12 protein-coding genes and 1 pseudogene are annotated in these 12,536 nt (G+C 44.6%); 9 read left to right on the top strand and 4 right to left on the bottom strand.

Annotated features, from left to right (window positions below; all coding sequences use genetic code 11):
- Positions 1-10 precede the first annotated feature (10 nt).
- Complete coding sequence (gene ureA, locus ACS8E3_RS02195; protein WP_439240776.1) at positions 11-313, bottom strand: urease subunit gamma; 303 nt, start codon at positions 311-313, stop codon at positions 11-13.
- Positions 314-437: 124 nt separating this feature from the next.
- A pseudogene (locus ACS8E3_RS02190) lies at positions 438-1,250 on the bottom strand (urease accessory protein UreD); the annotation flags it as partial.
- On the opposite strand from ACS8E3_RS02190, the gene ACS8E3_RS02185 reads away from it, so the two are divergent.
- From ACS8E3_RS02185 to ACS8E3_RS02165, 5 genes are all read left to right on the top strand, one after another.
- Positions 1,240-2,523 carry an ABC transporter substrate-binding protein gene (locus ACS8E3_RS02185; RefSeq protein ID WP_439240774.1) on the top strand — a complete coding sequence of 428 codons (1,284 nt, stop codon included), beginning with the start codon at positions 1,240-1,242 and terminating at the stop codon, positions 2,521-2,523. The pseudogene ACS8E3_RS02190 and the gene ACS8E3_RS02185 sit on opposite strands and share 11 nt — an antisense overlap.
- Before the next feature lie 58 nt (positions 2,524-2,581).
- Positions 2,582-3,526 carry an ABC transporter permease gene (locus tag ACS8E3_RS02180; RefSeq protein ID WP_439240772.1) on the top strand — a complete coding sequence of 315 codons (945 nt, stop codon included), beginning with the start codon at positions 2,582-2,584 and terminating at the stop codon, positions 3,524-3,526.
- Complete coding sequence (locus ACS8E3_RS02175) at positions 3,523-4,419, top strand: ABC transporter permease (protein ID WP_439240770.1); 897 nt, start codon at positions 3,523-3,525, stop codon at positions 4,417-4,419. The genes ACS8E3_RS02180 and ACS8E3_RS02175 overlap by 4 nt, the downstream gene beginning before the upstream one ends.
- A 111-nt stretch (positions 4,420-4,530) precedes the next feature.
- Positions 4,531-5,358 carry an ABC transporter ATP-binding protein gene (locus ACS8E3_RS02170; protein ID WP_439240768.1) on the top strand — a complete coding sequence of 276 codons (828 nt, stop codon included), beginning with the start codon at positions 4,531-4,533 and terminating at the stop codon, positions 5,356-5,358.
- Complete coding sequence (locus tag ACS8E3_RS02165) at positions 5,348-5,965, top strand: ABC transporter ATP-binding protein (RefSeq protein ID WP_439240766.1); 618 nt, start codon at positions 5,348-5,350, stop codon at positions 5,963-5,965. The genes ACS8E3_RS02170 and ACS8E3_RS02165 overlap by 11 nt, the downstream gene beginning before the upstream one ends.
- A 64-nt stretch (positions 5,966-6,029) precedes the next feature.
- On the opposite strand, the gene ACS8E3_RS02160 is transcribed toward ACS8E3_RS02165, so the two are convergent.
- Together ACS8E3_RS02160 and ACS8E3_RS02155 are read right to left on the bottom strand one after the other, a co-directional pair.
- Positions 6,030-6,752: a hypothetical protein gene (locus ACS8E3_RS02160; protein ID WP_439240764.1), complete on the bottom strand. Its 723-nt coding sequence runs from the start codon at positions 6,750-6,752 to the stop codon at positions 6,030-6,032.
- Between the two features lie 296 nt (positions 6,753-7,048).
- Positions 7,049-7,738, bottom strand: coding sequence for a hypothetical protein (locus ACS8E3_RS02155; RefSeq protein WP_439240763.1), 690 nt, complete (start codon positions 7,736-7,738; stop codon positions 7,049-7,051).
- A gap of 244 nt (positions 7,739-7,982) precedes the next feature.
- Between ACS8E3_RS02155 and ACS8E3_RS02150 the strand changes: the two genes are divergently transcribed.
- The 4 genes from ACS8E3_RS02150 (at position 7,983) to ACS8E3_RS02135 (ending at position 12,521) form a co-directional block, all read left to right on the top strand.
- Entirely contained in the window at positions 7,983-8,999 is a 1,017-nt protein-coding gene (locus tag ACS8E3_RS02150; RefSeq protein WP_439240761.1) for a LysR family transcriptional regulator, read from the top strand.
- Between the two features lie 183 nt (positions 9,000-9,182).
- Positions 9,183-10,469, top strand: coding sequence for an NRAMP family divalent metal transporter (locus tag ACS8E3_RS02145; RefSeq protein WP_439240759.1), 1,287 nt, complete (start codon positions 9,183-9,185; stop codon positions 10,467-10,469).
- Between the two features lie 469 nt (positions 10,470-10,938).
- A complete protein-coding gene (prpB, locus tag ACS8E3_RS02140) occupies positions 10,939-11,829 on the top strand; it encodes a methylisocitrate lyase (RefSeq protein WP_439240757.1) in 891 nt (296 codons plus the stop codon).
- Positions 11,830-11,873: 44 nt separating this feature from the next.
- Complete coding sequence (locus tag ACS8E3_RS02135; RefSeq protein WP_439240755.1) at positions 11,874-12,521, top strand: DUF2059 domain-containing protein; 648 nt, start codon at positions 11,874-11,876, stop codon at positions 12,519-12,521.
- Positions 12,522-12,536 lie beyond the last annotated feature (15 nt).

Raw genomic sequence — 12,536 nt, 5'->3', positions numbered from 1 at the left:
GCGTATCTCCTTATACGATGGGATTATGGACGGTGACCAGTTTAGTACCATCAGGAAAGGTAGCTTCGACCTGTACGCTCTCTACCATCTCAGCGACGCCTTCCATAACATCGTCACGTGTTAGCACTTCACGGCCGGCGCTCATCATGTCAGCCACCGTTCGACCCTCACGTGCGCCCTCCATGATAAATGCGCTGATGAGAGCGACAGATTCTGGATAGTTTAGCTTAATACCTTTGGCTTTACGGCGCTCTGCTAATAAAGCGGCGGTAAACAACATCAGCTTATCTTTATCTCTTGGGGTCAATTCCATTAGTTATTCCTCTTGTCGTGACTGTTTATTATGATTATTACAACTTATTATTTATTGCGACTGGTGTTTAAAAGATGTTTAGAACCTGCTTTAAGTTTTTATTATATGAGTCAAAAGCAGCTTTTTAAGTAAGCCAAATACGAGGCGTTGTCGCTTTAAGCCCTATCAAATGCGGCCGAACGATATTGCGCACTTGTTGAAACAACGCCCAGACATCGTTACGCTCTGACCCTAAATAACGTATGAGTAACACGCCGCGCCGATAGATCACTGCCCACTGCGTGGCTGCGCTTTGAAAGGAAGGATAAGCCGCTTCGGTCGCCGTCAGTAAAGTCGCGTGTAACTGCTCAACCACCTCATCAGGATTATTCAAACCCACGACCCACATAGTGGCATGAACGCTCGCACCGCCCTGCCCCCACATACCCATGAAGCGGGGATGATTTGGGTCAATGACTTGCTTTTCTATCCATAGCGGTTGGCCGTTTTGAGTGAGGCAAAAATGTTGTTCAAGCTTACCACTAGCAAAAGGTAAATCGCTGGCAGGACGACCTAACCCCATAATTTCCCAGCCCAGACACTTAGAGCTCTCATCCAAATCTATCAGAACGGTTTGCTTCCCAAGAGAACCATCGAAGGCTATTGTCTCCTGCGGTAGCCATTCTAGAACAGAATCATTAGTCACCTTTAGATGAGTATGTTGGCTCCACGCCACATGATTACTATCTGCTCGATACAACTTATTGGCAGCTGGCGTCGTTAATAAGGTAGTGGCATTATCAGTGACCGTCACATCGATATTGAGCGAATCGCCACTGGCAATACCGCCCGGCGGATGCAAGAGATACACATGACAGCAGCCATCACGGCCTTCCGGATAAAATGGTCTTTGAACACGCAGAGGACCATAATGGCGCACCGTATTCATGCGGGTAATGACTTTAGTGAAAGATGTGACGTTTACTTTTGAGCAAGCGATGCAAAGTGCGTCAGTGGTTGATTTAAACATCCTAGAAAAAGTAGAAGCGCTTGATGAGACCAGCGTGCAGTTCACCTTGAAAACCCCACAATCCACTTTTGCTAACAGCTTAGTGGCTACAGGGATCGTGCCAGCGCATGCTTATGATGATAATTATGCCGAAAACCCTGTCGGCTCAGGGCCGTTTCAATTAGTGCAGTGGGATAAAGGGCAGCAGCTTATTGTAGAGGCTAATCCTGAGTACTATGACAAGCACCCTTATTTTAAGAAGTTAACGTTTGTGTTCTTAAGTGAAGACGCCGCCTTTGCAGCAGCGCAAGCAGGGACGGTTGATATTACCTATCTGCCGGCCGCTTTTAGTCACCAAAAAGTACCTGGCATGAAGCTTGAATCAGTCGAAACGGTGGATAACCGCGGCATTGCCTTTCCTTACGTTAAGTCAGGCAAAATGACAGAAGAAGGTTTGCCCATTGGCAACGACGTCACCGCTGATCCAGCGATTCGTCACGCTATCGATATTGCAGTAGACCGTGAAGCGTTAATCGAAGGGGTGTTAGAAGGCTATGGTTCGCCGGCTTATACCTCGGTCGATGGTTTGCCATGGTGGAATCCAGAAACCGTGGTCGATGATGCAAACATGGATGGCGCTCGTAAGATGCTAGCCGATGCAGGCTGGGAAGATACCAATGGCGACAGCGTGCTTGAAAAGGACGACCTAGATGCCAAGTTTACCCTTTATTATCCGGCCAATGACGTTATCAGGCAGTCGCTTGCCATTGCCGTTGCCGATATGATAAAGCCCTTAGGTATTCATATTAATATTGAGGGCGGCAGCTGGGATAGTATCGGCAAAAAAATGCATTCTAACGCGGTGTTAATGGGCTGGGGTAGCCATAATCCTTATGAGCTGATCAATATTTATGGTAGTGAAAATGCGGGAGTTGATTTCAATAATACAGGCTTCTACAGCAATAAAAGCGTAGATAAATATTTTAAACAAGCGCTACAAGCAAAGAGTGAAAGAGAAGCACTTGAGTATTGGAAAAAAGCGCAGTGGGATGGAACGACAGGACTTAGCGGTAAAGGTGACGCGGCTTGGGTCTGGCTGGTTAATATTGACCACTTATACCTGATGAAAGACAATCTCGATATTGGTAAGCAAAGAATCCATGTCCATGGACACGGTTGGCCTGCGACTGACAATATCGTAGATTGGACATGGAGTAAGTAATGTGCAAAAAAATATGGGAGGTAAAGTTAGTACTTACTTTTTGTACAAAGGTCTAAGAATGGCATCATTATTAGTTGCCATTAGCTTTATCTCATTTATCCTGATGAAGAACTCCCCTATTGATCCTGTGCAAGCTTACATCGGCGCGGATATGCTAAATGTAGGACCTGAGCAGCGTCAGCAAATAGCGGAATATTGGGGACTTAATAAACCTGTTTTGGTGCAGTATGCGAATTGGGCGGCGGCGGTACTGCAAGGCGATTTGGGTACCTCAATGATTTATCGGCGTCCGGTTAGTGAGGTTATCGGTGAGCGTTTTATAAGCTCCTTAGCGCTTATGATAGTAGCATGGACGTTATCTGGGGTGATGGGATTTGTGCTTGGTGTCGTTGCCGCTATGAAAAATGGCACCTGGATTGATCGCGCTATTCAATGGTACTGCTATACCCTAGCCTCCACCCCTACTTTTTGGATGGGACTGTTGGTGCTTATTATTTTCGCGGTATGGCTTGGCTGGTTTCCGATCGGTTTAGGAGTGCCAGCAGGAGTTTTAGCGGAGGATGTGGTGTTTTTAGATCGAGTAAAACACCTTGTGCTTCCGGCATTAACACTCAGTATTGTCGGCGTTGCCAACGTGGCACTGCATACCCGTCAAAAGCTCATTGAGGTGCTATCAAGCGACTACGTCTTATTTGCAAGGGCTCGCGGTGAAAAAGGTTTTTCTTTGTTTTGGAGGCATGGCCTACGCAATATTGCTTTACCCGCAGTTACCCTACAGTTCGCTGCGTTTAGTGAGTTATTTGGCGGCGCTATTCTTGCCGAGCAAGTCTTTTCTTATCCAGGACTTGGAAAAGCAACGATAGACGCAGGTTTACGGGGAGACGTGCCACTGTTATTAGGCATCGTTTTATTTAGCACCATCTTTGTCTTTGCGGGCAATTTAATTGCCGATCTGATTTACTACCTCGTCGATCCGAGGACGAGGGAAAGTAGAATGCTATGATGCCAAGTAGCCCAAATAGCCAAAGTAAACCAAGCAACATGACCAATAAAAACCATAAGCGCTTTAAACGCTTTGGACTCAATCTCAGACAGCGCACGCTGCTGACTATTATAGTTGCCAGTATATTCCTAGCCAGTGTCATACTTGGCGGCATTGTTATAGATGAAGGCAAAATTGCCAGCAATTTAACTGATCGTAACCTGTCTCCTTCACTCGAGCATCTCTTTGGCACCGATTGGCTGGGCCGAGATATGTTTGCACGCACGATTAAGGGTTTGAAGCTAAGTATCGGAGTAGGATTGCTCGGCGCAGTAGGCAGCGCTTTTATAGCGCTCGTGCTAGGTATGGCAGCCGCAACAATGGGCCGTATGACCGATCGCGTGATTACGTGGGTTATTGACCTGTTTTTGAGTGTGCCGCATTTGGTAACGCTGATTCTCATCTCATTTATGCTAGGCGGCGGTTTTAAAGGCATCGTGGTTGGTTTGATATTGACGCACTGGCCAAGTCTGGCACGGGTGATTAGAGCCGAAGTCATGCAAATACGCTCTGCGGACTACGTGCAAGTCTCGCAGCAAATGGGAAAATCGCAGTGGTGGATTGCGACTAATCATATCTTCCCGCATCTTATCCCGCAGCTGTTAGTGGGATTTATGCTCATGTTCCCGCACGTTATCTTGCACGAAGCATCCGTGACGTTTTTAGGATTAGGCTTATCGCCTCATGAACCAGCGATCGGTATTATTTTATCAGAGTCGATGAGATATTTATCATCAAATCTTTGGTGGTTGGCCTTTTTCCCCGGAGTGTCCTTGCTTATCGTGGTGCGCACGTTTGAGACCATTGGTGAAAACTTAAGAAAATTGCTCGATCCTACAGAAGCAAACCAGTAAAAAAGGGAGAAATAGATGTCGACTTTAGAAGTAAAAGATTTATCGATATCGTTTAACCAATATATGAGCGGGTTAAAACAAAGAGAGCTCACTGTCGTCTCAGGTTTAGACGTGAGTGTAAAAAAAGGTGAAATACTAGCCATCGTGGGAGCGAGTGGTTCGGGAAAGAGTTTACTCGCGCATTCAATTTTAGGTATTTTGCCAGCGAATGCGAATGTGAGTGGCACCATCAAATATAAAGGGGAAGCATTGACGGCTAAGCGGCAAGAATCATTACGCGCCAGTGAGATTGCTTTGATTCCGCAATCCGTTAATTTTCTTAACCCACTTATGCGTGTAGGCAAGCAAGTCAGGTCGCCTATGAATGATAAGGCGACAATTGCGGCTCAAAGAGAAGTATTTAAGCGACTCCATCTAGGCCCAGAGGTTGAAGATATGTATCCTTTCGAGCTCTCTGGTGGCATGGCGCGCAGAACCTTGCTCTCGACTGCCATTGTCAGAGATGCCAAGCTTATTATTGCCGATGAACCGACACCTGGACTTGATCCTGTAATCATCAAAGAGGCACTACAGAGCTTTCGAAACCTGGCTGATGAGGGGCGCACCATTATGTTCATTACCCACGACATTGAAGCGGCCTTACAAATCGCCGATCGGATTGCTGTTTTTTATGCAGGGACGACGCTTGAAGTGGCATCAGTAGAAGATTTTACAGGAGACGGTAACAGACTGCGTCATCCTTATAGCAAAGCATTATGGCGTGCCTTACCACAAAACGATTTTATTCCCATTGCAGGTTCGCAGCCTAAGCCAACTGGCCTTTCGCCCGGTTGCTTATTTGCGCCGCGCTGTACGCTTATGATACCTGACTGTAGCGAAGTACAGCCAGACATGCGAGATCTTCGTGAAGGAAAAGTAAGGTGTCTGCATGCAACTTGAAGCCAAAAATATTGGATTTCGCTACGATGATGGACCTTGGTTATTTCGAGGAGTAAATATAACGATAGAATCGGGCGAAATCGTTGGGCTCGTTGGACCCAGCGGCTCAGGTAAAACCACCCTTTGTCGTATTTTATCCGGTTATGAAAATCCCGTAGGAGTAAGCGTTACGCTAAATGGGTCAGCTATCTCTAAAGAAGCTTATCATCCGGTGCAATTGGTGTTTCAACATCCTGAAAAAGCGGTGAACCCACGCTGGAAAATGTGGAAAGTGCTTAATGAAGGTTGGGAACCTAATAAAGAATTGTTAGATTTATTAGGGATTGAAGAGGAGTGGTTTACGCGCTTTCCGAGGGAGCTATCAGGAGGCGAACTGCAGCGGTTCTGTGTGGCAAGAGCGCTTGGGCCAAAGACGAAGTTCCTCATTGCTGACGAGATGACAACCATGCTTGATGCGATTACGCAAGCGCAGATTTGGCATGCGGTGCTAGAGAGCTGTGCGCATAGTGAGGTTGGCATTCTGGTCGTCAGTCATGATGCGGCGCTTGTTAATCGGCTTTGTCAGCGGGTGATTGACTTGAGCGCCTTGGCATGTGCTGAACATTAACAAAAAGGCACTACTGATAGCTAAGCATTCAACCATTACTGTTAACCTATCTAAACAAGCTCTATTAGTAATCACTCTCACGATACAAGGTAGTTTGTGCTTCCTTGGCGAAGTCTTCATAGCTGACGCTAGCGGACTCCTCATTCTGTAAAACTTGCCCATTAGCTACTTCTTGGTTGGGTGTTGAGGGCGGCTTAGTGACTGACTGATCTTTGCTTTTTTTACTATCCATACTAGCGCTAGTATTTTGAACAGTAGCGTCCGAAATTTTATTTTCATTAGTATCACTAGCCTGATTGGTCTTTTGCTCTGACAGGATTACTTGTTTATCTTCATCTGAGCTGCTAGAAGGTGTCGCAGTAGCATGGTTATTGGCGACGCTCTCTTCAATAGAGGGTTTATCCTCAGCGGCCACTACGTTTCCTCCGCTAGTCGATGAGCTATTGCTGGTCATTAGACTAAAAATAACGACAATCACTACCAACAAAATTAAAACAACGCTAGCAGCAATAATTTTTAACTTACTACCCTTTTTAGTGGTATCGTTAGCGTTGTTTTCGGTTTGCTCCAATAATAGGGTGTCAGCTTCAGCAGGCTTATCTACATGCTGGTCTAATGCGGTTGTTGCTGCGCTACGTTTAGAGAATATTGAGCTTAAAAGTGTATTCTTTTTCTTTTTTTGTCCGGCAAAATATTGCATCTCCTCTTCGCTCAACAGCTTATGCGCTAAGCTCCTATCGACACCGTCGTATGCTTCATTGCCACTATCGTTATTAGAGTTTTGCATAGCTACTCAGACACTTAACTATTAACCGATTACTTAGATCGCATCACAGCCGCTTACTTCAAAGTACGGCGGTAGACAATATCATGAATAATTATTATATAGCTATAATGCCAAAAACATCTAGGTCGAATGTCGCTTTTTTTACAGGCAGCAAAAAGAGACCATTAGCAGACTAATGATCGCTATCAGAAAACTTTAAGACGGTTCAAGAAGATATAGTTACTCTGTATAGCACCTCATAAGTTACCGTTAGGACAAATTGTCATTTATAAAGCAGTTATTTTTAATATTAAAATCTAATAAGAGCTGTCACGGTACACCACTTTCTGTGATTCTGCTTTGAAGCTGTCGTAACTGATAGTAGGCTCTACGTCGGTCTCTCCAAGTTGCATTGAGCGTACTCTAGTCGTCATTTTAGCTTCAGGGGCAGTTTTTGCTAATTCAGCGTTTAAGGCTAGGCTATTTAGACTGTGTTTCACTCGCGCTAATTCTCTAGCATTGGCGGCATTTGTTGCTCTTTCTTGTGCCATAGCGATAGTATTCGCTAATGAGTTTTCTTTACCTATGACTGATATATTGTTACTGACCTCAGACATCTGACTGTCAACCGCTGTAATGCGATCGATCAAGGTGTCAGTAGCGCTAAATAAAATAATCACTAACGCTAGCAGCAATAAAGCACAAGACACACCAATAATTGTCAGCAGCCTTGCACTATTGTTTGAGCTCTCATCAGTGGCTACTACCGTTCTGCTGGTCGCAATCATCCGGTGACCATTGTCTTGGGTATAGTCTTCTAAAGAGCTTTGTGGGTAGTTAGCAGCGTTATTTGTACTTTTATTCAGATCTTGATTGATACTTGCCATCGTTTTTTTGAGATACTGCTCGTAAACACTCAGGCTTCGACTATTGATGCTAGGTTTAATATCGTTCTCCTCAGATGACATCTGACTGTGGTTATGACGATTATTATCTCGATAATTCATAAGGCAATATCCAATCAGCCCCCGATTCAAGCTATAAGTATTATTGCAACATTGCCTATTGCTGTTTCATACAAAAGCGCTCTAACATAGGTATCAACGCCATAGACAATCATTCGCTTAAACCAACAATTGCCGCATTATTGACCAAACAATATCGATAGCCCAGCAGAAATAGTACTGAAGGTAGCAAAAACCTGACCAGTAGCATTTGCATTTATGAATATAAGGTTTTGAAGGAGTCTTCATGGATTTAAAACAGCTTAATGCCTTTATTGCTATTGCTGAGTTACGAAGCTTTAGTGCGGCTGCAAAAGTTACCGGAATGTCGCAACCAAGCCTTAGCCGGTTACTTAAGCAGCTAGAGACAGATATGAATGTCGCCTTAATTGATCGCTATCACAGACCACTGCAGCTAACGACTGCAGGCCTGTTTTTTTATGACAAAATAAGTGCTTTATTGATAGAGCTTGATGCCGTTACTCATATGACCCAGCGCCTATCGGCACCTAGCAAAGGCTTGAATATAGGCTTTGTACCCTCTGTGCTTTACGGTCTACTACCTGAGGTCATTGCTACTTTTAAGCAGCAGAACGCTGATATCGAAGTTAATCTCAAGGATATCAGCTCTTATCAGCAGATAGAGGCGCTAAAATCTGGTGAAATTGACGTGGGTTTTGGGCGCTTTGCCCATCAAGATCCTTGGGTACAACAAATACTACTGCGCCATGAGCGTTACCTCGTAGCACTGCCAAAGGCGCATCCACTAGCTGAAGTCAAGGAACAACGCTTGCTAGATTTAGCCAATAGCCGCTTGATTCTTTATCACCAAACCCATCTACCCGGCTTAGTGAATACTGACTCTACTGCTACCGATACGAGTATTAGCACTCGAGGTAAAAGTGCAAAACAAAGTCCCAAACCAGCTACAAATTCAGTCACTGATTCAGTCACTGAGCCTCTGTTATACCTATTTGCCCAGCACGGAATTACCCCGCTTAGAACCAGTAAAGTGAGTGATCTACAAGTGGCGCTCGGCCTCGTCGCTGCAGGAGAGGGCATCACTTTAGTGCCTGCAAGTCTACAAGTGATGCGAACTAAACAAATCAGCTATCAGCGTTTGATCCATGAAAACGTTACCTCCCCTATTTATTTACATACGCTAAAAGACTTTACCCACCCAAAAGTATCTGACCTACTCATTGCTATCTATGAGATCTATGAGCAGCGCGGTATCACTTACCGGCGTCAGCAGTTTGTCTAAGGTAAGCTAATAGTTATTATTCGCAAACCTCATAGTTGTGCTAAAGTCACCGAAAAAAGCCCCTACAAACTTCAATCGACTATACTTTCTAACGATTATTGCTCGTTATGACATTTTTTAACTTTATTGGTCGGCTATCACAGGTCAGTGATAGCTCGTCGCCTGATGTAAACTGAGGTATCTATGACCACACAACGAATAAACAACTCCGATATAAATAGCCAAGATGCTAGCCGCGCGCCCGCAGGTTTTAGTTGGCGAATTTTTGGTCCAGGTATCTTGATGGCAACAGCCGCTATTGGCGGCTCGCATCTGATCTCATCGACGCAGGCAGGCGCGATATACGGTTGGCAGTTGGCTATTATGATTATCTTAGCCAATGTCTTTAAGTATCCGTTTTTTCGCTTCGGCACCGACTACGTCTATGATACCGGCGAGAGTTTGATTGCTGGCTATGCCAAGCGCTCAAAAGGCTATCTTTGGATCTATTTTATTCTCTCGATCTTATCAGCGGTCATTAGTACTGGTGCGGTCTCTTTGATAGCGGCGGTGATTTTAGGGTTTATGTTCCCGGCCTCTATTGGTCTGTCGACTATTAGTTTGTCTTTGATTATCGTCGCAGTCTCGTGGTTATTTTTGATTGCCGGTCATTATAAATTGCTCGATGGCGTGACTAAGTGGATTATGATTGCACTGACCGCCGCCACAGTCATTGCCGTACTTATCGCAGCCGGTAAACCTACGGTGATGACGGCTGACTTCGTTGCTGCTTCGCCTTGGAACCTAGCCACTCTAGGTTTCATCGTCGCGCTAATGGGCTGGATGCCAGCGCCATTAGAGTTTGCCGCCATTACCTCGATGTGGACATCGGCGAAGAGAAAGACGGATAATACTACCCATCGTCAAGGACTATTAGACTTCAATGTGGGCTACGCGGTTTCTGCTATCTTGGCGTTGTTTTTTTTATCGCTTGGCGTTTTTGTTCAGTATGGCTCAGGCCAAGAGATTGAGCTGGTTGGCGGTGCGTATATCAACCAGCTGATCAGTATGTATACCAATACCATAGGCGACTGGTCGCGGCTATTGGTCGCCTTTGTCGCCTTTATGTGTATGTTTGGCACGACGATTACTTGCGCTGATGGTTATGGCCGTGCCAATGCTGAGTGTTGGCGACTGCTCAAAGGTCAAAGGGAGATCAGCAAAAAACAAATCGCCTTTTGGACGACCTACGCTATCGGCGGTGGCTTAGTGATTATTACCTTTTTTACGGGTCAGCTTGGCTCTATGCTGAAGTTCGCTATGATCTCCGCATTCGTTTCCGCCCCTATCTTTGGTTGGTTGAACTACTCTTTAGTGAGTAAGCATCAAAAACTCTCTACTGGCATGAATGCCTTATCGATTGCCGGTTTATTATTCTTAGGTGGCTTTGCGCTACTGTTCTTGGCCAATCTGTTTGGTCTGCTTGGATAGTCTGTTCTCAAATGAGATTGAGTACTAGTTGCTGTTTATAACTGCTAATTATTATTTAATACTTAAAGCCCTCATAGCTTAGCTATAAGGGCTTTTTTGCTGACTATTATAAAAACTGGTTAAAGCTCATTTGACCTTATTTATGGCATAAAAAACCACAGTGATAGTAGCTATGTAATTGTAACTAAATGTAACGGTAAACAGTTCGATTACTTTGCTCGGTAAAGTAATTTGAATACTACAATGAGGTAATCAGCGATTATATGAATATAATTATTCAAAAAATAAATAATGTTAATTATTTTAAAGTAATATTTCATTATATATTAACTATATGCTGTATTTCTCACTTTGCAATATCAGTGATTGAGTGTACTCTTAAGCAATAAACCATATCGCACCCTTATATTTAACCCTTAATGATCAGACTTTTTAAGTTAAGTCATCTCTTCTATGCAAGGATTCTCACATGAGCTCATCAGCTGGCGCACGCTTTCGTAGTGCAATGCAACAACAAAACTCTAATGACCTGCCTTTACAAATCGCTGGCACTATCAATGCTTACACTGCCATGATGGCCACCCAAGTCGGTCATAAAGCCATTTATCTCTCTGGAGCTGGCGTGGCGAATGCTTCTTTTGGTTTACCTGATTTGGGCATGACTAGTCTTGATAATGTGTTAGAAGATGCGCGCCGTATCACTGATGCTGTTGATACACCCCTATTAGTAGACATCGACACGGGTTTTGGTGGCGCATTTAATATCTCGCAAACCATCAAAAAAATGGAAAAAGCGGGCGTAGCAGCGGTACATATCGAAGACCAAGTGGCACAAAAGCGCTGTGGTCACCGTCCTAATAAGGAAATCGTTAGTATCTCAGAGATGGTCGATCGTCTAAAAGCGGCGATGGATGCCAAAACCGATCCTGACTTTGTGGTGATGGCGCGCACTGATGCCTTATCGGTTGAAGGTTTGGATGCTGCGGTTGAGCGTGCAGTCGCCTTTCAAGAGGCGGGCGCTGATATGATTTTCGCCGAAGCCTTGACGGATATCGAGATGTATCGTAAGTTTACCGATGTATTAGACATTCCTGTCCTTGCCAATATGACAGAGTTTGGTCAGACTGATCTGTATACGACCGAGCAGCTATATAGCGTCGGTGTCGACATGGTGCTGTATCCTTTATCAGCGTTTCGCGCAATGAATAAAGCGGCGCTTAATGTCTATCAGCACCTATTAGACGACGGCACACAAGAAAAGGTTGTCGATACGATGCAGACGCGCATGGAGCTATACGACTTTTTGAACTATCATGAATTTGAGCAAACACTAGATAAATTGTTTGCTGATAATAAGTAATTAAGTAATGTAGCTGTTGATATTCACCAAACTTTAGGGTCTCTATGTCAGTTGTTATTCATATTAAGAAGCAAACCTTACCCAAAGTCTCATTAGGCTGTACCTTAGCTGCTGCGTTATTTATTAGCGGCTGTAATGATACTTCCACCACTGAAGCTGTAGAGGGAGTCGACACTGTCAATGATACGGCTGTCGTTACTAGTGATGAGGTCGCTACTAGCGCTAGCACTGATTCAGATGAGATAGTCATGACAACGATAACTCTAGATACCGTCGATCAGATGTTATTTGTACCGCTACTTACCAATGGTGAGCTGAATCAAGAGCAAATCAGCTGCCTCGAGGCTCGGGACAAAGACTTGGGTAAGGCGGAGGTCGATGCGTTTTATAAAAGCAAGTTTAGTGATGCTGAGCTGGCGTCACTCAATGAGTTTTATGCCTCGGATGTGGGTCAAAAGCTACTAGACTTCGGTAATGAGCAGCTGCTTATTATGAACGGCCAGCAAGTCGCTACGCCAATGCCTGATCCTACCCCTGAGGAGATGGCTGAAATTCAGACCTTTATGGAATCACTGCTTGGCGCTAAGTATATGGAAGTCAATAACGCTGAAGGTGCTGGCAGTGCTATGGAGGTGATAAATAAGCCTCTCAATGCCGAATTTGAGCGTTGTAATATCGATATAGAGCTATAGAACTATAGAGCTTTC

This window comes from Psychrobacter sp. 2Y5, assembly GCF_051847375.1.
In the GTDB taxonomy this organism is placed as follows: Bacteria; Pseudomonadota; Gammaproteobacteria; order Pseudomonadales; family Moraxellaceae; genus Psychrobacter.
This window is presented reverse-complemented; position numbering and strand designations above follow the sequence as displayed.